23 protein-coding genes are annotated in these 20478 nt (G+C 44.3%); 16 read left to right on the top strand and 7 right to left on the bottom strand.

All coding sequences use genetic code 11. From position 1 onward, the window contains the following. The first annotated feature begins 27 nt into the window (after positions 1 to 27). Together ACUUHJ_RS31930 and noc are read left to right on the top strand one after the other, a co-directional pair. Complete coding sequence (locus ACUUHJ_RS31930) at positions 28 to 330, top strand: MgtC/SapB family protein (protein ID WP_472301118.1); 303 nt, start codon at positions 28 to 30, stop codon at positions 328 to 330. A gap of 637 nt (positions 331 to 967) precedes the next feature. After that, positions 968 to 1822: a nucleoid occlusion protein gene (gene noc, locus ACUUHJ_RS31925; RefSeq protein ID WP_289675389.1), complete on the top strand. Its 855-nt coding sequence runs from the start codon at positions 968 to 970 to the stop codon at positions 1820 to 1822. A 54-nt stretch (positions 1823 to 1876) separates the two neighbouring features. Here noc and ACUUHJ_RS31920 read toward each other — a convergent pair whose 3' ends face one another. Further along, positions 1877 to 2038: a hypothetical protein gene (locus ACUUHJ_RS31920; protein ID WP_472301116.1), complete on the bottom strand. Its 162-nt coding sequence runs from the start codon at positions 2036 to 2038 to the stop codon at positions 1877 to 1879. A 289-nt stretch (positions 2039 to 2327) separates the two neighbouring features. On the opposite strand from ACUUHJ_RS31920, the gene ACUUHJ_RS31915 reads away from it, so the two are divergent. From ACUUHJ_RS31915 to ACUUHJ_RS31895, 5 genes are all read left to right on the top strand, one after another. After that, the gene (locus ACUUHJ_RS31915; RefSeq protein WP_015894094.1) at positions 2328 to 3086 is read left to right on the top strand and encodes a ParA family protein; all 759 of its coding nucleotides are present in this window, start codon (positions 2328 to 2330) and stop codon (positions 3084 to 3086) included. After that, the gene (locus ACUUHJ_RS31910) at positions 3083 to 3928 is read left to right on the top strand and encodes a ParB/RepB/Spo0J family partition protein (protein ID WP_289675386.1); all 846 of its coding nucleotides are present in this window, start codon (positions 3083 to 3085) and stop codon (positions 3926 to 3928) included. Before ACUUHJ_RS31915 ends, ACUUHJ_RS31910 begins: the two co-directional genes overlap by 4 nt. Before the next feature lie 15 nt (positions 3929 to 3943). Further along, on the top strand, positions 3944 to 5098 hold the full coding sequence (locus tag ACUUHJ_RS31905) for an aminotransferase class V-fold PLP-dependent enzyme (RefSeq protein WP_289675385.1): 1155 nt from the start codon (positions 3944 to 3946) through the stop codon (positions 5096 to 5098). 30 nt (positions 5099 to 5128) lie between these two features. Then, the gene (locus ACUUHJ_RS31900) at positions 5129 to 5842 is read left to right on the top strand and encodes a DUF554 domain-containing protein (protein WP_015894091.1); all 714 of its coding nucleotides are present in this window, start codon (positions 5129 to 5131) and stop codon (positions 5840 to 5842) included. Positions 5843 to 6009: 167 nt separating this feature from the next. Further along, positions 6010 to 6909, top strand: coding sequence for a diacylglycerol/lipid kinase family protein (locus ACUUHJ_RS31895; RefSeq protein WP_289675384.1), 900 nt, complete (start codon positions 6010 to 6012; stop codon positions 6907 to 6909). 253 nt (positions 6910 to 7162) lie between these two features. Here ACUUHJ_RS31895 and yyaC read toward each other — a convergent pair whose 3' ends face one another. Then, positions 7163 to 7768: a spore protease YyaC gene (gene yyaC, locus ACUUHJ_RS31890; RefSeq protein WP_289675382.1), complete on the bottom strand. Its 606-nt coding sequence runs from the start codon at positions 7766 to 7768 to the stop codon at positions 7163 to 7165. A 214-nt stretch (positions 7769 to 7982) separates the two neighbouring features. Between yyaC and ACUUHJ_RS31885 the strand changes: the two genes are divergently transcribed. The 4 genes from ACUUHJ_RS31885 (at position 7983) to ACUUHJ_RS31870 (ending at position 10255) form a co-directional block, all read left to right on the top strand. Beyond that, on the top strand, positions 7983 to 8264 hold the full coding sequence (locus tag ACUUHJ_RS31885) for a putative Se/S carrier protein (protein WP_026133914.1): 282 nt from the start codon (positions 7983 to 7985) through the stop codon (positions 8262 to 8264). Continuing rightward, positions 8261 to 9136: a mechanosensitive ion channel family protein gene (locus tag ACUUHJ_RS31880; RefSeq protein ID WP_289675380.1), complete on the top strand. Its 876-nt coding sequence runs from the start codon at positions 8261 to 8263 to the stop codon at positions 9134 to 9136. The genes ACUUHJ_RS31885 and ACUUHJ_RS31880 overlap by 4 nt, the downstream gene beginning before the upstream one ends. A gap of 15 nt (positions 9137 to 9151) precedes the next feature. Continuing rightward, complete coding sequence (locus ACUUHJ_RS31875; RefSeq protein ID WP_007720174.1) at positions 9152 to 9361, top strand: DUF951 domain-containing protein; 210 nt, start codon at positions 9152 to 9154, stop codon at positions 9359 to 9361. A gap of 114 nt (positions 9362 to 9475) precedes the next feature. Beyond that, on the top strand, positions 9476 to 10255 hold the full coding sequence (locus tag ACUUHJ_RS31870) for an Ig-like domain-containing domain (RefSeq protein ID WP_472301113.1): 780 nt from the start codon (positions 9476 to 9478) through the stop codon (positions 10253 to 10255). 218 nt (positions 10256 to 10473) lie between these two features. Here ACUUHJ_RS31870 and ACUUHJ_RS31865 read toward each other — a convergent pair whose 3' ends face one another. Continuing rightward, positions 10474 to 10560, bottom strand: a complete 87-nt coding sequence (locus tag ACUUHJ_RS31865) for a YjcZ family sporulation protein (RefSeq protein ID WP_017246824.1) — start codon at positions 10558 to 10560, stop codon at positions 10474 to 10476. A 356-nt stretch (positions 10561 to 10916) separates the two neighbouring features. On the opposite strand from ACUUHJ_RS31865, the gene pepF reads away from it, so the two are divergent. Further along, positions 10917 to 12827, top strand: coding sequence for an oligoendopeptidase F (gene pepF, locus ACUUHJ_RS31860; RefSeq protein WP_472301112.1), 1911 nt, complete (start codon positions 10917 to 10919; stop codon positions 12825 to 12827). A gap of 612 nt (positions 12828 to 13439) precedes the next feature. Further along, a complete protein-coding gene (gene ltrA / locus ACUUHJ_RS31855) occupies positions 13440 to 14702 on the top strand; it encodes a group II intron reverse transcriptase/maturase (RefSeq protein ID WP_106834678.1) in 1263 nt (420 codons plus the stop codon). Between the two features lie 81 nt (positions 14703 to 14783). On the opposite strand, the gene ACUUHJ_RS31850 is transcribed toward ltrA, so the two are convergent. The 3 genes from ACUUHJ_RS31850 to dinD form a co-directional block, all read right to left on the bottom strand. Beyond that, the gene (locus tag ACUUHJ_RS31850) at positions 14784 to 15407 is read right to left on the bottom strand and encodes an NAD(P)-dependent oxidoreductase (protein ID WP_472301111.1); all 624 of its coding nucleotides are present in this window, start codon (positions 15405 to 15407) and stop codon (positions 14784 to 14786) included. A 261-nt stretch (positions 15408 to 15668) separates the two neighbouring features. After that, complete coding sequence (locus tag ACUUHJ_RS31845; protein ID WP_472301110.1) at positions 15669 to 17117, bottom strand: recombinase family protein; 1449 nt, start codon at positions 17115 to 17117, stop codon at positions 15669 to 15671. A gap of 60 nt (positions 17118 to 17177) precedes the next feature. Next, positions 17178 to 18014: a DNA damage-inducible protein D gene (gene dinD, locus ACUUHJ_RS31840; protein ID WP_472301109.1), complete on the bottom strand. Its 837-nt coding sequence runs from the start codon at positions 18012 to 18014 to the stop codon at positions 17178 to 17180. Positions 18015 to 18214: 200 nt separating this feature from the next. Between dinD and ACUUHJ_RS31835 the strand changes: the two genes are divergently transcribed. The 3 genes from ACUUHJ_RS31835 to ACUUHJ_RS31825 all read left to right on the top strand — a co-directional run bounded on the left by ACUUHJ_RS31835 (position 18215) and on the right by ACUUHJ_RS31825 (position 20031). Further along, positions 18215 to 19441: a helix-turn-helix domain-containing protein gene (locus ACUUHJ_RS31835; RefSeq protein WP_472301108.1), complete on the top strand. Its 1227-nt coding sequence runs from the start codon at positions 18215 to 18217 to the stop codon at positions 19439 to 19441. 47 nt (positions 19442 to 19488) lie between these two features. Continuing rightward, on the top strand, positions 19489 to 19644 hold the full coding sequence (locus tag ACUUHJ_RS31830) for a hypothetical protein (RefSeq protein WP_472301107.1): 156 nt from the start codon (positions 19489 to 19491) through the stop codon (positions 19642 to 19644). 237 nt (positions 19645 to 19881) lie between these two features. Further along, the gene (locus ACUUHJ_RS31825) at positions 19882 to 20031 is read left to right on the top strand and encodes a hypothetical protein (protein WP_472301106.1); all 150 of its coding nucleotides are present in this window, start codon (positions 19882 to 19884) and stop codon (positions 20029 to 20031) included. On the opposite strand, the gene ACUUHJ_RS31820 is transcribed toward ACUUHJ_RS31825, so the two are convergent. Continuing rightward, a complete protein-coding gene (locus ACUUHJ_RS31820) occupies positions 20023 to 20394 on the bottom strand; it encodes a helix-turn-helix domain-containing protein (RefSeq protein ID WP_472301105.1) in 372 nt (123 codons plus the stop codon). The two genes, ACUUHJ_RS31825 and ACUUHJ_RS31820, sit on opposite strands and share 9 nt — an antisense overlap. Between the last annotated feature and the right edge of the window lie 84 nt (positions 20395 to 20478).

Below are 20478 nucleotides of genomic sequence, written 5' to 3'. Positions count from 1 at the left end.
GATCCGGGGAGGGTAACTGCACAAGTCGTGACGGGAACGGGATTTTTGGGGGCCGGAGCTATTATTAAATTCAATGGTATGGTAAAAGTCCTGACGACAGCAGCAGGGATGTGGGTTGCTTCAGCCATTGGTCTGATGTTTAGTGCAGGGATGTATGTCGCTGTGATCGTTGCTGCGATTTTTCCTAACCTGACGTTAGACTTTCATAGTCTTTTTCCTCGATTGTTTTCTGTCACCAAGATTTCACATCCTACTGATGAGAGCATTGGAAGTGATGAGAGGCCAAAGCACCGTTACGATCACGATTTTTATGCCGAAGATCACGATTGATGTTTCACGTGAAACGTTTTTCGTTAGCAGGAATTGGGCGAATCTTGCAGAATTACATATATATAAATGAACCTGAAGAAAGCGTATAGGGAAAGAAGATTAGGTCAAAGGCAATTTTACAAACCGATCGGATGGGCAAGAAGAGTCTGTTAAGCAGCATGTACTATAGGGCTTGTGAAGCTTTTTTAAAAGAAGATGCATGCTGTCCTTAACGATGTAAGAGGAGGACCTATGTTAAAAGAGTAGGACTGAACTCACTTACGACGCCAATATGCCATTTTTCCTTAGCAGCAACAATCAAAGAACATATTCAATCTGTCATATCCGGACAATGGATTGGCGGAGGATAACAAAATGTTTCTAGGAAGATTCTGTCGTTGATCGGACAGGACCTTTTTCAGTTTCTAGGACGTATTCAAAAAGTTGTCTTTTCAGCACGAAGAAAGCGGCAAGAAGCTGAAGAAGGAGGAGCCGGGATGTAGGGGAGCTACATGAGCACCTGACTTCTAGAGTGAACGCTTGTATCATTTTTGCGCAATCTTTCAGGATTACTTCGTGATCTGAATGACTTTTTGAACACCTCTTCAAAGACTCTAAAATAGCACGGATGGAACGGGTAGAAGTGGGGGATTTTTCTATGGCAGTTAAAGATTCATTTTCTCGGATTTTTGGCTTGACGGACAAGACAGATAACGAAGAAATCAAACAAATACCAGTCGAGGAGATTGTACCGAATCCATATCAACCTCGTACTGTATTTGATGACGAGAAAATTGATGAGTTGTGTCAAACGATACGAACTCATGGGCTCATTCAACCGATTGTCGTGCGAGTTCGCGACGGTCGTTATGAATTGATTGCTGGGGAACGACGTTTGCGCGCAACTAGAAAATTGGGCATGGAGAGGATTCCTGCGATTGTCAAAGAGTTTAATGACTCGCAAACAGCCTCTATCGCATTGATTGAGAATTTGCAACGAGAAGGTTTGACAGCCATTGAAGAGGCAGTCGCATATCAAAAGCTGATTGATTTGCACAATTTGACGCAAGAGAGTCTTGCTCAACGTTTGGGTAAAGGACAATCGACAATCGCAAACAAACTGCGCTTGCTCCATTTACCACAAGAAATTCAAGATGCCTTGTTGTCCAGACAAGTAACAGAGCGTCATGCTAGGGCTCTGATTCCGTTAAAAGATCCAGAATTACAAAATAAAGTCCTGTTGGAGATTTTGGAGCGGGAATGGAATGTGAAACAGACGGAAGTGCGCGTGAAGCAGCTTCTAGAACTGGCCGAGAACCCTAAATCGGAAAAAGATGCGAAGCCTCGGTGGAAAGCATTCTCAAGAGATACGCGAATTGCGATTAATACTGTACGTCAATCGATCGATATGGTGATCCAGACAGGCCTGCCTGTAGAGACAGCAGAAGAAGATCATGATGAATTCTATCAATTCACGATTCGCATTCCAAAAAACAAGGAAACAGGGAAATAAATGATCGTAACAAACACGGCGACAAGGTCGCCTTTCTTTTTGGGCAAATACTGATTATTCATAGGAAAATGAGGCTTTCAGTACAATTTGATTTCCAAAAATATGCATTTCCTGCAAAAAGGCTAGGTAAACTGCATTTTTGGGACAAAAATCAGGCTTTTTTGTCTTACTATCTAAAAAAAACAGCGTACGACCAAGCAACAAATCTGATAACATGGAGAGTACCAACCTGTGCATACTTGCAGGTTTACTCGATAATCAATGAGGATGACTTTGCAGGGGCTTTTTTCGTCTTATCATGTACAGGCCATGTAAAGGTTACTGAATGGCAACGGACGAAGAAATTTGTATAAAAGATCATCGTTTTACAAGGATACGAGCAAATCGTAAATAGACTCGAATGACTAACTAGATGAGGATACAGAAGATGACTTTGAAAGACGTACTGGAGAGTGTACTGGTCAAGCCACAAGCTTTCCTACACGACAAAAAAGAGGTGGAGAAGTTGGGAAAAATCATTGCGGTTGCGAACCAGAAAGGCGGCGTCGGGAAAACGACTACGTCCGTCAATCTAAGCGCTTGTTTGGCCGCATTGGGGAAAAAGGTGCTGCTGGTTGATATTGATCCCCAAGGAAATGCAACCAGTGGGATCGGGGTAAATAAGGCAGATGTTAAGTACTGCATTTATGATGTCCTGATCAATGATATCAACCCTGTCGATGCGACTTTGCCAACTGAAATTGAAGGATTAATGATCATTCCTGCCACCATTCAATTGGCAGGTGCGGAAATCGAGCTGGTTCCAACGATTTCTCGTGAGGTTCGTCTGAAAAAGGCGCTGGAAGTTGTCAAGGACAAGTACGATTACGTCATCATTGATTGCCCGCCATCCTTAGGGATTTTGACCGTAAATTCTTTGACAGCATCTGATTCCGTCTTAATTCCAATCCAGTGTGAATATTATGCGCTAGAGGGATTAAGTCAACTGTTGAACACCATTCGTTTGGTCCAAAAACATTTAAATTCGCAGCTTGCCATCGAAGGTGTCGTGCTGACGATGCTGGATGCACGGACGAATCTCGGTTTGCAAGTGATTGAAGAAGTGAAAAAGTATTTTCAGGACAAAGTATACAAGACAATTATTCCTCGAAATGTACGCTTGAGTGAAGCACCATCACACGGACAAGCCATCATTACGTACGATCCACGCTCACGAGGAGCGGAAGTCTATACTGATTTGGCGAAGGAAGTGGTAGGGGTATGAGTAGAGGATTGGGAAAAGGGCTGAATGCGCTTATTACTTCCAATCTCATCGAAGAAGGGGAACAGGTAAAAGAGGTTTCCATCAATGAGATTCGTCCTAACCCATATCAGCCCCGGAAAGAATTCGAGCAATCAGCTATCGAGGAACTGGCACAGTCGATCAAAGAGCATGGGATCATCCAACCACTGATTGTTCGGAAAAGCATCAAAGGTTACGAGCTGGTAGCTGGGGAAAGACGATTGCGTGCTGCAAAGGTAGCGGGGTTAAAAGAGGTTCCGGTAGTAGTAAAAGCGTACACCGATCAGCAATTAATGGAAATTGCCCTGATTGAGAACTTACAACGGGAGAATCTGAATCCACTCGAAGAGGCAGAGGCTTATGACAAGCTGATTTCTCACCACGATTATACGCAAGAACAGCTTGCACAAAAGATAGGGAAGAGTCGACCGCATGTAGCCAACATGCTTCGTTTACTTCAACTACCAGAGAAGATCCGAAAAATGGTATCGGCAGCTGAACTATCCATGGGACATTCACGTGCTTTGCTTGGGGTAACGGATAAGAAAGTACAACTACAGCTTGCAAATGACGTGGTGGAAAAAGGATTGAGTGTTCGTCAGCTGGAAGAGCTCGTGAAGCAGCTCAATGTTTCACGTGAAACAAAAAAGAAAAAGTCAGCGAAAAACGAGCCAGTTTTGATCGAGATGGAGGAACGGCTACGCAGCCGTTTTGGGACATCGGTCAAGATTAAAAAAGGGTCAAAACGCGGCAAAATCGAAATTGACTTCTATTCACAGGAAGACTTGGAGCGAATCATCGAAATGCTGAATATAGAGAAGTAAGTCCAGGAGGTAGTCATGGCGATCATCTATTTGGATAACGCAGCTTCTACATGGCCGAAGCCACCAGCAGTCAAAGAAATGATGGCGGAGGTCATCGAGGATTTTGCTGCAAATCCTGGCCGAGGTGGACATGCACTGGCGATGAAAGCGAGTAAAGCTGTGTTTCGGACACGGGTGCAAGTGTCGCGGTTGTTTGGGATTCAAAACCCGAATAACCTCTTTTTTTATCTCAATGCCACTCAAGCGCTTAATCAGGCGATAAAAGGGTTCTTACAAGCAGGCGATCATGTTATTTCTTCATCTGTTGAGCATAATTCGGTAAGACGTCCCATCGAGTTCATGCGCAAAAACAACCAAGTAGAAGCTACTTTTGTAGAGCCAAGAGAAGACCATCAATTCTATGTAGAGGATTTTGCCCAGGCAATTACGCCCTCAACGCGGTTAATCGTTGTGAGCCATGCTTCCAATCTGACAGGTGTCATCCTGCCTGTTGCCGAACTGGGGAAACTGGCAAAAGAGCACGGAATTACGTTTTTGGTGGATGCTTCTCAGTCTGCTGGTGTTTTACCTATCGATGTAGAGGCAATGAATATTGATATGCTTGCTTTTCCTGGGCACAAAGGGCTGTATGGTCCACAAGGTACAGGTGGGTTGTACGTGAGGAGTGATATTGATCTCGAGCCCTTGATTCATGGGGGGACAGGCAGTCAGTCTGAAGCCATTGATCAACCGACAACTCGTCCAGACCGATACGAAAGCGGGACACTCAATACCGTTGGTTTGGCAGGGCTGCAAGCAGGCGTTGATTTTGTCATGGAAAAAGGTGTGGACAACATTCGTCAGCACGAATGGGAATTGGTGAAACAAACGATCCTTGGATTGCAGCAAATCGAGGGTGTACATGTCTACGGACCGGGGATTGAGATCGAACGTGTGGGCGTGGTTGCTTTTAATATCGGAGAGGTGGATGCAGCGGAGGTATCGTTTATTCTGGATCAACAATACGGGATTGCGACCAGATCGGGTTTTCATTGCACGCCATTGGGGCACCAGACTGCCGGTACAGAACAACGTGGAGCCGTTCGAGCCAGCTTTGGAATTTTTAACTCAGAGAAAGATGTAGAAGCGCTTCATAACGCTGTTCGGGAAATAGCAGCAGCGTTTGTGTAAGGGTAAGGCATCTGTAGGGGGACAGCGCAAGTGATCTTGCTGGGAACATTGGTCAACGCCGGAGCAATCATCTTAGGAGCATTGTTAGGCAGAATGTTGAAGCGAATTCCGGAGTCGATGCGACAAACCGTCATGCAAGGAATTGCTCTGGCCGTATTCATATTGGGTATTAAAATGTGCCTGGGATCGGATAACTTTTTACTCGTGATTATCAGTATTGTGCTAGGAACAGTAATAGGTGAATGGATTGGGATTGAAAAAGGCTTGAACAATCTGGGGCACTGGCTGGAGAGAAAAGTTGGGGGGAGCCAAGGCAGTATCGCCACTGGTTTTATCACGGGGACGCTGGTGTACTGTATTGGAGCCATGGCTGTACTCGGTTCATTGGACAGTGGTTTGCGCAACAACCACGAAGTACTGTTTATGAAAGCAATGCTAGACGGATTCTCTGCGATCATTTTCGCATCAACGTTAGGAATCGGTGTCATCTTTTCGGCAGTACCCGTGTTTTTATATCAAGGCATGATTGCGTTATTATCTACAAGCATTTACAGTGTGGTGAGCGAAACGATGCTGAATGCGATCCTGGTAGAAGTAACGGCGGTAGGTGGCTTAATGATTATTGCCATTGGGTTAAATGTTTTGGAGATCAAACAGATCAGGGTAGCCAACATGATGCCAGCATTAGTGATCGCAGCAGTCGGAGTTCCCTTTATCGATTGGGTTTCAAAGCTGTTTTCATAGTTGGCACAGAGGCTCTTCCTTCGGGAGGAGTCTTTTTTTATGAAAAATCAACTATCATCGATAAAAATAGCATGCGATAATATGATACAAAAACTTGATTTGCGAGCAAGGATGGATAATTGGGACGTGACAGTAGAGTACGACAGCATGTTGGGGAGAGAATGATTATGTTGGGTGTTATCGTCAATCCTGTATCGGGTAATGGCACAGGGTTGAAAGTATGGAGGCAAATTGAGCCGACGCTACGACGTCTGGGAGCGCCTTTTCATGTCAGGTTGACATCAGGAGAGGGGGACGACAAAAAATTATCAAAAGAGCTGATACGAAAAGAGGGAGTAAAAACAATCATTGCTGTCGGAGGGGATGGAACTGTCCGAGGCGTGATAAATGGGATATACGATTCGAAACAAGATTGTCGATTTGGATTGGTGCCGGCTGGTTCCGGGAATGATTTCGCTCGCGGACATGGAATTCCGATGAAACCGTTACAAGCATTAGAGCGAATTCTGTCGGAAAAAGGGGAAAAGCGAATCGATCTGATTTTATTGAATGGGGAAGTAGCTGCGAATTCAATCGGGGCCGGATTCGATGCACAGGTAGCAAAGGTAACGGATCAAGCTGTGTACAAGGCTTGGCTGAATCGGTACAAGTTAGGAGCACTTGCCTACAGTATATCGGTGATTCGCGTCGTATGTACGTATCAGCCACGTGACATCGTATTGAACGTTGATGGTCTTGAGGCTCGTTTAGAGGCTGTCTGGCTAGTCGTCGCAGCCAATATTCCGAATTACGGAGGCGGAATGCTAATTTGTCCCGATGCTATACCGGACGATGGCATTGCGGATATTTGCGTAGTTAGTGGTGTGAGTCGGCTCGGATTGTTAGCCGCTTTTCCGAAAATATTCACAGGAGCTCACCGTCATCATCCGGGTGTTCGCTTTTATAGGGGAAAGCATGTAACGATACATGCAGCGGGACAGCTACCTGTCCATGCAGATGGGGAAAGCGTAGCGCCAACACCGATCAGTGCCCAAGTGATCGAAAAGTGCCTGACGATTTATGTGTAAAATAACCTGTATCGGGGTCACTCATTGAGGAGCGACCGCGTTTTAGTAGAAGGTTATACCGACGGGAATGCCGGATGCTGACGCTGAGGCACCTTGTTATGCGTTCCAGAAAATTCATGGTCGCCTTTACAAGGTGAAGTACTTAAATTTTCCTACACGTTAAAAAAAATAGACCTGTCATCCGTTGAGGGAGAGAACAGATCAAAAAGCAAGTTTTCTAAAGAGGGATGGAACCTTTTGCAGAAAGAAACGGTCAATCATATAAGACACTATCGAATCGACTAGGCGTAGAAGCCAGTGTTACGGCTTTTGCCAGTCCGGAAGCTATGATATCTGCCATGTTCATGACGATGGAGAGGCGGGTATTTTGAAGGACAAAATACTCCATAAATCCTCCTACGTTGACAATCCCGGTAATGTGGAAGGAACCAACAGGAGGCAGCTCTTTTTTTACACCAGCCCCTGGTTTTAGTGGACCATTCATCACATTGATGTTTCCGACGTGGCTAAATTGACCTAAACAGGCATCGACCGCAATAAGTGTAGCTGTCGGATGATTCGCCTGAATGAGCTCTAACTTATCCTTAAGATTCATGGCGTGTACAGGATCCTCAAGCGTTCCGTACACTTGCAAAAAACGAGGTGACTGCGCGATGAGCTTGGTTCCTACTAATGGGCCTAGAGCATCACCAGTAGAACGGTCTGTCCCAATACATACAATGACAAGGTCGTCATCGAACCGATTTAAGCGAAAGCGCTGGGCAAGGTGACCGGCGAGATGCTCGTCTGCGTTTTCACTGCGGTATTCCACTTTAAAAGGTGGCAAAGAATAATCCTTGCGATTATCGGATGTACTCATGGAAACCCCCACTCTTGCCGACTTGGCTTAAACCAACCTGTAAAAGGTTATATAAAAGTATTCACAGTATCGTACCGATATGACATTTTTATACCTGCTAATGGGAAAGTTACGTAGGTTTTGAAAACTCAGCAGGCTGGCATGCATGAAAACGAACAGGTAAAATAAGAGGAGCCTATATCAGTTTTGTGTGAAAGAGATGAGGGGGAGTGAAATGGGAGGAGAGACAGTGCTGATCGCGTTTGATTCCACGCAGCAAGCCTTGCGGGCAGAAATGCTGCTGGAGTACGAAGATATTGAGATCGATACAAGACCAACGCCAAAAGAAATAACGGCAGGCTGTGCCCTTTCCATTGAGTTTCCACTGTCAGATTACTTACGAGCGAAAGCGATCATGATGGAACAGCAAGTGGTAATACGAGGATACTTCCGTCAGTTTTTCGGCCAGTATAGCGAGGTGGACGAAAGCGGGGAGCAGAAGGAGCGGGAGGAATGAAGCAAGCTGGTTTCTTTGAAAGAATTTATACCCAGGTACATGCGTATATGACAGATGCAGATATGTGGGTAAATATAGGGATGTCTGTACTGAAAATAGTCGCGATCATCCTGTTATCGCGAATCGTCGTTTCTGTTGTGCAATCAGGCGTAAATAAAGTGTTCCAGCACCGCCACGGAAGCAAGATTCAAATGGATCAACGCCGAGTGGACACAATGCGGGTGCTCGTCAACCATATCGTTCAGTACGGCATTTACTTTTTGGCGATTCTCATGATCTTGCAGCTGTTGGGTATTGATCTGCGCCCGGTTTTGGTAAGCGCAGGGGTACTGGGGCTGGCAGTTGGTTTCGGGGCGCAAAGTCTCGTGCGTGATATTATTACGGGATTTTTCATTATTTTTGAGGATCAATTTGCTGTTGGAGACGTTGTAACGATCAACAACTTGACAGGCACGGTGCAGGAGATTGGTCTGCGCATTACAAAGGTGCGAAGCTGGACGGGTGAAGTACACATCTTTCCAAACGGCACGATTAATCAAGTGACCAACTTTTCATTGCAAAATACGTTAGCCGTTGTCGACGTATCTGTAGCATATGAAGAAGATCTGAATCAAGTTGAGTCTGTGCTCAAAGAAGTATTGGCATCGGCTCAGACAGAATTGACGGATATCGTAGCTGAGCCACAGATTTTGGGAGTACATGCACTGGGGCCTTCTGAAGTCATTATCCGGGTTACGGCTGAGTGTAAGCCGAACACACATCACGGAGTCAATCGAAATTTGCGTGCGAAGATCAGAACGGAATTAACCAACCGAGGCATTCAAATTCCGTATCCAAAAATCGTCGCGGTGTCTGGAAAAGGAACAGTGTAGAGAGGAGAAAGAGATATGGAACGCAAGCAATTTGGACTGGGGGATGTCGTACAGATGAAAAAGCCGCATCCATGTGGCACGAATGCGTGGAAAGTCATACGCATGGGAATGGATGTGCGAATCAAATGTACGGGTTGTGATCATAGTGTGATGATTGGACGACTAGAATTTGAACGCAAGCTGAAAAAGATACTGATTCGCGCGGAGGAAGAACCGCAAGCATAGACCATATTTCTTTGATCAACCCCTCTGTCTTTTTCTACAATGCCTGTAAACGATGAAGCGACGCGCTTATATGCTTCAGGGAGCGGCTTTGTCGTTTTAGACGGGAGGGGTCCGATGAAAAAGATGAGTGTTCGGTGGTTGCAATGGGTAGTAGTGCTTGCGCTTTTCCTACTTCAATCACAGGGAGTGTGGGCAAAGTCGGCAAACGAATGGGGAGTGAGAATATCCCCGGCTGACAAATCGGCGGAAATAGACCCGAATCAAATCATTACACTGACGTTTTCGGGGCCGGTTTCGTTAAAAAATGGGCAAGAGCTCTCCGACAAGTCTGGTCTCTCGATTATTTCGCTCACGGACGCGAAAAAAAAGAAGGTTCGTTTTACGGCGAAATGGAACAAAACAGATCGAAGCATGACCATTGATCCGGAAGGAAATCTGGAAGCAGGGGCGTCCTATCGAGTTAGCTTGCTGGCCAAAAAAGTGAAGGATCAGCGAGGCAATTTGAATCCAGAGCTGGCTAGCACGTTTCAAACGAAAAAACCTGTGGATAATATCGCTCCACAAGCAGTCATATTACCCGGCCACGGGGCTAAAAATGTAAAGCTTCAGGATAAAGTGACACTCCAGTTTGCAGAAGAGATTACTTTGGTTGATGGTGGAGCCCTATCCAGCAAAACGGCTGGGCCATTAGTTCGTGTAACAGATGAAAAAGGGACGGTCGTTCTGCACACAATTACATGGAACAAAAGCAAGCGGATGTTGTCTGTGAAGCCAAAAGGAAAATGGCAGCCACATACGAGATATCAGGTAAGTCTCATTGCGGGTTTGGTTAAGGACACAGCAGGTAATTTAAATCAGGCGCAGTGGATAACTTTTCAGACCGGATCGAAGTAATTCAAGCATGTGGGTAAAAAAAAGGATGCAGCCAATAGAGGCGCATCCTTTTCCCTTTTGTACGATCAAATGTATCTCCCGGTGATGGTACTTAGGTTATGACTGATCATTATCCCTAGGACACATTGCCTTGGCTATGATCTATGTGGAATTAGAGAAGGTAAGGCTGCTGAGGATGCAAGCTTACCTTCAGATAGGCTGGATGGCAGCGGAGTAGGTTAGTCGCAGTCGCAACCTACGATAACGAGAAGGATGAACAGAACCAAGATCAGCGCGAAATCGTCGAAGCCGTTAAAGATACCCACTTGCTAACACCTCCTACCGTAGTTTCAATACTCATGCTATGTAGGAACCCACAACGGAGTATAGGCGGATGCCCCGGTTCCAAGAAAATAAGTTATGCACAGCATATCCACAGAAAATGTGGACAACTTTTTACGAAGAAAAGGAGTGTCTGCAAACGATGTGGGAGACAAAAAGTTGTTAGTAAATACTTATCCACAGACTTATCCACAAAAGGGGATTTTCTCTGGATAAATCGACGGTAATTATTGAATATTTTAAAAATTTTTATTAGTAAGAAGGAATTTGGCAGGTGAAAATATAATTACACACTTATAAATTTGGCAAAAATAGATAGAAGAAAAGGGGCGATTGAGATTTGAAGAAGCAAGTATTTGCATCAGTTACGGCTTTGGCCATTGCATTGTCGACAGTATCTGTACCATTTATTCCTTACAGCACGCAGGCGGTAGCTCTTGCTGCTGAAAAGCCTTCTTATCAAACTCGCGCTGAGATTCCAGATGCGTACAAGTGGAAGCTGGATGATATTTATCGGACTGTTAAGGAATGGGAAAAGGATGTTGTAAAGGTTGAATCTTTGGCAAACGCTTTCACAAAACACAAAGGCAAGCTGGGTACATCGTCTGGTGCGATGCAGGCAGCATTCGATGACTATGTTGAGTTGATGCGCTTAAATGACAAAGCATACGTGTATGCAAACATGTCTCTCGATGTAAACTCCGCGAATCCTGATCTGCAAAAGCTGGGAGACCGCGCTGAGAAAATGTACACGCTTGTCACAGAAAAAACCTCATGGGTACAGCCTGAAATCGTTGCGATTCCCGATGGCAAAATAAAGAGCTTGCTGTCCAAAAAGGAGCTTGAGCCTTACAAACTGTTTATCGAGGACATGCTAAGAACGAAGCCGTACTCACTCTCTGCGGATATGGAGCAGCTCTTGGCGAAATCGTCTCCTTTGGGAGGTGCACCGACCAACATTTACAGCATGCTGTCCAAAGACGTGAGGTTCCCTAAAATCAAAGATGAGACAGGCAAGGAAGTTCAGTTAACTCGTGCCAATTTCATATCCTATATGGAAAGCAAAGATCAAAATGTGCGCAGAGAAGCGTTCAAGGCCTATTATGGGGCTCTGATCGATTTCCAAGACTCGTTTGCATCAACATTGGCTGCCAAAGTAAAAGGCGATAACTTCTACGCAGCGGTACGAAATTACGATTCTGCGCTGGAAGCAAGCCTAACACCGAACAACGTACCAACGAAGGTGTATGATGAGCTGATTGACACGGTGAATGATAATCTGCCATTGCTGCATCGCTACATTTCTTTGAAAAAGAAAATGCTTGGTGTGAAGGAATTGCACATGTACGACATTTACGTGCCGATCGTTCCATCTGATGACAAATATATTTCCTTCGACGAAGGAAAGAAAATCGTCGTTAATGGTTTGGGAGTAATGGGTGATGACTATGTGAAGGCAATGTCTGACGGCCTGGATGGCGGATGGGTAGATGTCTATTCCACCGATGACAAGCGCACGGGTGCCTACCAATGGGGTGCTTATGATACACATCCATATGTACTGTTGAACCACCAAGGTACGCTCGATGATGTGTACACCATCGCCCATGAGATGGGACACGCCATGCAGTCGTATTATACGAACAAAAATCAACCTTATATTTCGTCCAACTACCCAATCTTCACGGCAGAAGTGGCTTCTACCATGAATGAAACTCTGCTGTTTAAGAGCATGTACGCGAAGGCGAAGACGAAAGAAGAGAAGATGTATCTCTTGAATCACTATCTGGAAAACTTCCGTTCCACACTGTTCCGTCAGACGCAGTTCGCGGAGTTTGAGAGAGCGATTCACGAGAAGGAGCAAGCGGGAGAATCTCTGAATGCGGAAGCGATCAAGAAGATCTACCTCGACATCAACAAGAAGTACTACGGAAAAGACATGGTTTCCGATGAGGAAATCGGTATGGAATGGGCACGTGTGAGCCATTTCTACAACTATAAATACTACGTCTATCAATACTCGACTAGCTTTGCCGCTGCACAAGCATTAGCGAAGCAAATCATGGATGAAGGTCAGCCAGCTGTGGATCGAGTTCGTAAAAACTTCCTCGAAGCGGGTAACTCTGCTCCGCCTATCGAGGTCCTGAAAGCAGCAGGTGTGGACATGTCCACGTCCCAGCCAATCGAGCAAGCGATGGAAATCTTTGAAGAGACATTGAATGAACTGGAAAAGCTGGTAAACGAGAAGTAAAAAAAAGACAGAAGCAAAACAGGCTCCCTTCCATTACGGATAGGGGGCCTGTTTTTCCGTGCGCCCAGCATGGGCGATAACTCTAGGGTGTAAGTCCCGAACGGGGGTTGGCTGTACCAACCGTTAGCTCAAGGCAAGGGTGTCTACCGTGAGGTGGAATCTGGAGGAAGCCGGCGGCAAAGTCCCGACCTGAGGTACACGAATCCAATTTGAGGCTGTTGTATTCGGGCGAGTCTGCTGAACAAGACGAAGCCCTATACAGCCAAGGAATACAGCAGTAAACTTGGGCAGGTACATGGGATGAAAGTTATCGTTCTTACCTGGGGAGGTCTGCATGAAGTGCCTTCAAATGTTGGTAACCGTCTCCGTAAGGAGTCGCTGAACATGCAGAAGTCAGCAGAAGCCATAGTACCCAAGTATAGGACGCTTGAACGGGGAAGGGCTGAACATTAAGTCAACACATCCGCTAATCACTTTCGTGATCAAACTGTGAAGCAGAATTCCGTAAGGAACTACTCTTGGAGAATAAGGGTGAAGCCCTGAGGGTACAAGAGAGGGCTGAGTATTGACCGACAAGACTAGAAGGATGCGTGCGAAGGAAAGGGTATCGTCATGGAGTTGTTGGAGAAAGTCCTATCACGGGAAAATCTATTAGTGGCGCTCGAAAGAGTGGAAAGAAACAAAGGATCGGCGGGAATCGACAGTGTTTCAACCGAACAACTGCGCGATTATATCCGTGAACACTGGTTAACCATTAAAGAACAGATTATGAAAGGAACCTATAAACCTTCCCCTGTCCGCAGAGTCGAAATCCCGAAAACTGACGGAGGGGTAAGGTTATTAGGTATTCCTACCGTGATAGATCGCTTAATCCAACAAGCCATTCTCCAAGTTCTTACTCCCATATTCGATCCCCACTTTTCAGAATCCAGTTTCGGATTCCGACCGAATCGCAGTGCGCATGACGCTATGAGACAAGCACAATCTTATATTTCCGAAGGATATCGCTTTGTCGTAGATATGGACTTAGAGAAATTCTTCGACCGGGTAAATCACGATATTTTAATGAGTCGGGTTGCCCGAAAAGTAAAAGACAAAGCTTTGTTGAAACTTATTCGCGCATACTTACAAGCAGGCATCATGATCAATGGAGTCTGCCTCTCGGCAGTAGAAGGCACACCACAAGGTGGCCCGCTTAGTCCGTTATTGGCGAACATCCTGCTTGACGACTTGGATAAAGAGCTGGAAAAGAGAGGACATCGCTTTTGTAGATACGCAGACGATAGCAACATCTACGTGAAAACAAAGCGGGCGGGAGAACGGGTAAAAGAGAGTATCCAAAACTACTTGGAGAAGGTACTTAAGCTAAAAGTAAATGAGCAGAAAAGTGCAGTGGATCGACCTTGGAAACGTAAGTTCCTCGGTTTCAGTTTCACTAACGCAAAGCAAGCAAGGATTCGGCTTCATCCAAAATCACTTCTGAAGTTGAAAGAGAAAATCCGCTTCATCACAAATCCGGTATGGAGCATCTCTATGGATGAAAGGATTCGGAAGCTAAACCAGTATCTCATGGGATGGGTTGGATATTTCGCCCTTGCAGATGCAAAGAAAATTCTACAATCCATCGAAGAATGGATACGGCGTAGACTCCGACTTTGCTTGTGGTCTCAGTGGAAGCGAATAAAAACCCGATATCGAGAACTTCGTTCTCTGGGTTTATCACACGTCCAAGCAATAGAAATTGCAAACACCCGAAAGGGTGCGTGGCGTTCCACAAAGACTCCTCAAATACACAAAGCCCTCGGAGTTGCATACTGGCAACAACAAGGGCTGAAAAGTTTAGTACAACGATATTCTGTTCTTCGTCAAGCTTGATGAACCGCCGTATACCGGACGGTACGTACGGTGGTGTGAGAGGACGGGAGTTAGTCACTCCCTCCTACTCGATTGTATGTATCAATAGGCAATGCCAACTCGCGCTTGTATGTATTCGGAAGTAGAAAGCTGCTGATACGTGAACTCCGCCGTATCCGGCACGGAGATTTGCATCCCATCTACAGGCAGCTGGTGAGCCTCGACCCGGTAAGTACCTGTATACTCGCCATCAGGCAAATACGTCGGACATACAATGGTCCAATCGAGCTCGGACTGTTCCAAGAGCGAGTATGCCTGGTGATGTTCCTCGGCAGCACGCGTCAATTTTTGTCTGGACTCACTGGATTGATAGCGGAGCAGGTCAGGAGAAACTCTGCTTTGCAAGATGCCAGCGGTGCCCACCGTAATAATGCGGGAAACACCTTCTCGCTTCATTGCTTCAATTATATAAGGGGTTCCCTCGGATAACGTCGTTGCCTTGTCTGTCCCGAGCGCGCTAATGACCGCGTCGACTCCACGCATGGCAGATGCAACATCCTTTTGATCGAGGACGTTTCCGGTCAGAACACGAAGATTTTCAGCAGCCAGATGAAGAAGCTTGTCTGCCGAGCGAACGAGAACGGTTATTTCATGTCCATCTTTTAATGCATAGTCGAGGATATGGCTTCCTACGCGACCAGTGGCACCAAGGAGTAAAAGCTTCATTTTTTAGTCACCTCGTTACCTTTCCTTTTACCGTAGCAAACAGATTCTGTTTGTCTAGTCTAGCATTTCTTTTTTTGTCCCACCACATGGAGCTATGATTAAGAGACAGGGGGAGACAAGTAAAAAAAAGCTTCCACAAGGAGACAATTGTAATCTGAAAACCAAATCTATATACTTAAAAGGATATCAGGATGATGATAAGGGAGTGTATATAGATGGGTGCATCATGCGGGATTGTAGGTCTCCCTACAATCCGAGTAGTTAATCCGCATGCCAGGTAATTACCACGTCAGATGCATCGGAAATCTCTACATGATGAATGAGCTGACGAATCGCACTTTTTGATTTCATCCGGTCGAGAGATAATACGTCATCAATTAATCGTTTCGCTTTTTGCTGAACCACAACTCCGCCATTTTCCTGTTCTGCCTTTTCCATTTCCTTCAACTGCTCCAGCAAGTTCAATCTATCCTTTTCAATTCTTTCCTTGGCCTTCTTCAGGTCATGAGCCGTAATCAAATCATCCTCATACGCTTCAATCTGTCTTTGGGCTTTTAAGTCTAATTTGCGAAGGCGCTCGTTTATGGCAGCCTTGTCCGTTTTCTTCTCCGAATTTGTTTTAACTACGGAAACCTCCAGATTGTTTGTATCCGCAATTGTTATCCTTTTGATTTCATTGATAATAGAAGACTCCAAATCATCACGAAGAAGATGGTGGAAGTAGCAGCCGCCTTTTTTCATATAGGTATTGCATACATATCGGAAGTAGATATTTTTCCCGCGCTTCGAGTCTTTGCGCCCAACCATCTTTCCGCCACAATGCGTGCAAACCAGCAACCCTGTTAAGAGGTAGTTTGTTTCATCGACATATCTGCTTGCAGACTGTTTACGGGATTGAAAAATCTTTTGGATAGCATTAAAGGTTTCATGATCCAAGATCGGCTCGTGGTGGTTTTCTATCCGGATCCACTCTTCCTCGGGACGGGTAAGGACCCGCGTGCCTTTTCGGTATGTGCGGTTGTAAACAAAATCACCAGTGAGAGTTTCTCTCTTTAGCAGCTCGCGAACAACCCGATCATGCCATTGGTTCCCGTCCTTTGTGGTTATGCCTCTATCGTTTAGACGCTTTGCAATTTCCCATGCCCCATGGCCTTCCAAAGCCCATTTTGCCATTTGGTGAACAGCGAGTGATTCTTCCAGATTTATTTCCAATGAACCATTCTTCACATCGTAGCCAAAGCAGGGCCTAGAAATGATCTTCTCGCCCTTTCTAGCTATCGATCGCATATTATCCCGGACACGTTCAGATATTCGCTCACGCTCAAATTCTGCCACCATACCAAGCATTTGAAGTGTCATTCGACCGGCTGGGGTTGTCGTATCAAATGCTTCAGACGCAGAAACATAACTACAATTGTGCTTTTCAAGATAATCGATCACGGAAAGTATATCGAACAGGCGACGAGAGAGCCTGTCTAATTTCGTCGTAATGATCAACGTATACTTTTCTGTTTTCACATCACTGAGCAGGCGCGTAAGCTCAGGACGACGCAAATCCTTGGCAGAGTATCCATCATCTTCATAGATCGTAGGAGCGGGCCATCCCATTGCTTTGCAATAAGCAATCAGACGATCGCGTTGTTCTTCTAGGGAAAAACCTTTTTCAGCCTGTTCTTCTGTTGATACGCGAATGTAACCAGCAATTTTCAAGGCAAATCCACCTCCTATATAAATAACCGCCCACAATTAATATGGACGGTTATTTGTACTTTAGTGTAATTTCTTTTGGTCTGCCTGTTTTTGAAGGCGTTTCTCGACTTTTTTTATGCTCTCCTCGGTGGGAAGGTCTTCTGGCATTGTTCCACCAAGGTCTTTTATTGTTTGACGTACTTTCTGACCTACTTGAAAGTGCGTTTTATTTGCAGCATTTTTCCCCTGAATTTTATCACGTCTCAGTTTCTCCTCAGTTTGTGTGGCACGGAAGAGGTTAGCGGCCAACTCTGTGCTGCCCATGTGGTCAAGGATTTGCTGCGACTTCTTCAAACCTTTTCTGGCATGAATTCCGTTCTTGTCCAGCCCTCCATAGAGCCCTTTATAACCGTGATTTTGAAATATGGCAAAATCAATCTGTGTCTCGACACCAGCATCCTGTGCCGCAGCCACAAGAGCAACATTGTGTTTTTTCATTTCCTCACGCAACATTACGCGCTTTTCATCTTCACTCGCTTGCTCAAAAAGTTCTTGTTTACGGGTTTGAATTGCAAAATACGACTGACCAAGCGCAACCATTTCTTTGGAAGGGTCTGCGTTTTGGATGATCAGATAGCATGCATACCGCGTTAATCTGACCACTTCCAGTTCTCTTTGGGCACCCGATCCTATAGTAACCATTTCGGTGAGATCAACGAAATGGTCTTCAACGTCATTACCACTGTTTTCACAAGCTTTTTTGGCTTTATCGATAACCTTTTCAAAATTTCGATAATCCGCGTAATCAAGAATCTTTGCGAAATCCCGAGATGACCAATACTCGTATTCAAACTCCTCGTCAAATCGTCTTGCTTGTTCAAACGGAGAAATGTGATCAGGTGTTAATTTGTCAGCCAATGCAAATCCCCCCAATTTTTTCAATAGGAACATTATATCAAAAAATATCTTACAAAGAGATATGTTAACGATTAGGGATGACTACCTTTTTTTACTCAGATTCAACGAGTAATAAATGACGAATTTGGTAATGGCAATAAAATGTAATTTATCATAAAATTTTGTTAAGATGTATAAAAAAGTTTTTGGTGGGGGTTTGTATGACTGGATCAGATGCGTTAGGTATGCAGATTAGATCGTACCGGAAAGGTAACCGCCTTACGCAAAAGTCGCTTTCAATGAGAACAGGAGTGCGAAGAGACTTATTGATTGGAGTGGAAAAAGGCCGGGTTATTCCTGAATTAGAAGTAATAGATCGAATCACTGATGGACTCGGAATACGTTACGATGCTCTATATAGGTCCTACCTGCATTGCTTTGACAATCCTTATAGCCTACTAGAACTCGTTGAGGACGAAATTACTAAGAACAATGTAGCTTTTGCTTTACGTGCCCTTCAAAGGGTAATGGAAATAGCCAAAAAAACGGGCGATAGAGGGCTGCAATTGTTCGGAGTTATAAAGTTGATATTACTTCGAGATTTGTTCACCGGGAAGAAACCGAAGTTAAATGAGCGAACAATAAATTTCGCACTCAGTAACTTTGCTACCCTTTCTAGCGATCAGATGAACGATGTGTTAGAAAGTCTTTATCAATTAACTTTACGGCACCAAGAGGCATTTGATTTGTATATCGATATTGCGAAGAGGATTTCCAAAGAGAATCTTTCGGGTCAGCAACTTTTCTTACTCTACAACCACCTGGGATATATCTATTATTTTAAGAAACAATACTTTCAAGCCCTAAGAATGCTTATTAAGGCTTTTGAATATGAAAAACACGCTGATTGTGAGAGTATTGGTAAGGCATATGGTAGGCTTGGAAACGTAGCAGTACAATGTAGACAGTACGAGCAGGCCATCAAAGCGTATCAGCGTGGTGCTGCATATAACAATTTAGCATGTAAAGGAAACATCGGAAAAGCATTTATTCGATTAGGACTTGTGAACGAGGCTATACAATCATGGCAAAATTTCCTTCAAAGCACTAATGGATATGAGTTGCATGTTTTTCCTGATTGGGCGTTTGTTGAGATGCTCCACGGCAATGTTGAAAAAGGAGAGTTTTTACATTCAGAGGTTTTTAGACTTATGCGTGAAACCCCATTGGAAGATCCTACAACATTATTGTTTTACAAAAGAAATAGTGCCGTTAAACTGATGCTAGAAAAAAGATATGTTGACGCACTGGAAATATTAATAGAGGTAAAACGAGAATTTTTACAGAGTTATCTGGAGGAAGAGACCGTACCACTAGAAGATTTAATCAACTTGATAGCTGCATATACAAATGGGGTTCCTATTGTTAAAAGTTATACCAATATATAGAAACAGTTAGTACAATGAGTGTAATCATGAGAAAAGAGGTGTAATCTGTGAAGAAAATTGCAATAGCTATTTTTTCTGTTCTTATCTTTGGGATTGCAACAGTCACTCCAGTGAAAGTGGAAGCCGGTGGTCCGCCAATTCATCCGATTACTCAGTTCGAATCAGATCCAATAAAACAATACGGTCCCCCAATCCATCCTTAAAAATGTGAAATCCACCAATGCTGGTGGATTTTTTTATTGCTGGTTATGTCAATAGATTTTTTTGTCGAATTGTATAGGGAACGGTGTCGGTTTGTGCGAATGATTGAAAAACCCAACATTTTTTATTATTCCTATATATTCTTTATAAATGATGAATTGTAAAATAGTAACAGATTTCATTCCATTTAAGGAACAACTTGGGAAAAATAAAGAAAGTTACTGTGAGGGGAGTTCTTCATGAATAAGAGAGAGGAGATCACAGTTGCAAACGGTTGGATTTCAAAGGAGTATGTCGATAAAATCACCTTGTTGTGTTTGCATCTGGACAAGGAAGAGAATGTAAAAAAACTCATTGAAATGATCAAAAGCCGTTCAGCTTCATTGTGAACGGCTTTTTTCGTATTTGCGTTTTACTATTTCAGCTAAAGTATCGATTTGATCCAGGAATGATTTCCGTTCTTCTTCAGGTACTGATTGCAATATCTCTACGATTTGATCAACGTCAGCGCGGATATCCACATTTGTACTGGCGTATAAAGATGTATCTTCGGCTTCTTTGCCTGTGATAAGCCAGTTTAGAGAAACACTATATTCCTCTGCTAGTTGCAAGAGAGTGTCATTGTCAGGTTCTGAGTGATTGTTTTCATACTTGGAAATCGTTGAGATATCGACACCGAGTCTGTTAGCCACTTGTTTTTGTGTTTTCTTTGCATTTTTTCTCGCTTGTTTTAGTCGTTGACCAAAGGACACAAGATCACCCTCATTTCCTATAGTCAATTATAGGATAGTTGAATAATGTTCAAAAGGTAGTTGAAAAAACTTCAAATAATCAGT

It is taken from the genome of Brevibacillus schisleri (assembly GCF_055685845.1).
The sequence above is the reverse complement of the archived record's forward strand: the minus strand, read 5'-3'. Positions and strand labels throughout refer to the sequence as shown.

Bases quoted from the DNA above. Each gene is read 5' to 3' on its own strand.
- noc (WP_289675389.1), top strand. From the start codon at position 968: ATGGCAGTTAAAGATTCATTTTCTCGGATTTTTGGCTTGACGGACAAG.
- ACUUHJ_RS31920 (WP_472301116.1), bottom strand. From the start codon at position 2,038: ATGTTATCAGATTTGTTGCTTGGTCGTACGCTGTTTTTTTTAGATAGT.
- ACUUHJ_RS31910 (WP_289675386.1), top strand. From the start codon at position 3,083: ATGAGTAGAGGATTGGGAAAAGGGCTGAATGCGCTTATTACTTCCAAT.
- ACUUHJ_RS31905 (WP_289675385.1), top strand. From the start codon at position 3,944: ATGGCGATCATCTATTTGGATAACGCAGCTTCTACATGGCCGAAGCCA.
- ACUUHJ_RS31895 (WP_289675384.1), top strand. From the start codon at position 6,010: ATGTTGGGTGTTATCGTCAATCCTGTATCGGGTAATGGCACAGGGTTG.
- yyaC (WP_289675382.1), bottom strand. From the start codon at position 7,768: ATGAGTACATCCGATAATCGCAAGGATTATTCTTTGCCACCTTTTAAA.
- ACUUHJ_RS31885 (WP_026133914.1), top strand. From the start codon at position 7,983: ATGGGAGGAGAGACAGTGCTGATCGCGTTTGATTCCACGCAGCAAGCC.
- ACUUHJ_RS31880 (WP_289675380.1), top strand. From the start codon at position 8,261: ATGAAGCAAGCTGGTTTCTTTGAAAGAATTTATACCCAGGTACATGCG.
- ACUUHJ_RS31875 (WP_007720174.1), top strand. From the start codon at position 9,152: ATGGAACGCAAGCAATTTGGACTGGGGGATGTCGTACAGATGAAAAAG.
- ACUUHJ_RS31870 (WP_472301113.1), top strand. From the start codon at position 9,476: ATGAAAAAGATGAGTGTTCGGTGGTTGCAATGGGTAGTAGTGCTTGCG.
- ltrA (WP_106834678.1), top strand. From the start codon at position 13,440: ATGGAGTTGTTGGAGAAAGTCCTATCACGGGAAAATCTATTAGTGGCG.
- ACUUHJ_RS31850 (WP_472301111.1), bottom strand. From the start codon at position 15,407: ATGAAGCTTTTACTCCTTGGTGCCACTGGTCGCGTAGGAAGCCATATC.
- ACUUHJ_RS31835 (WP_472301108.1), top strand. From the start codon at position 18,215: ATGACTGGATCAGATGCGTTAGGTATGCAGATTAGATCGTACCGGAAA.
- ACUUHJ_RS31825 (WP_472301106.1), top strand. From the start codon at position 19,882: ATGAATAAGAGAGAGGAGATCACAGTTGCAAACGGTTGGATTTCAAAG.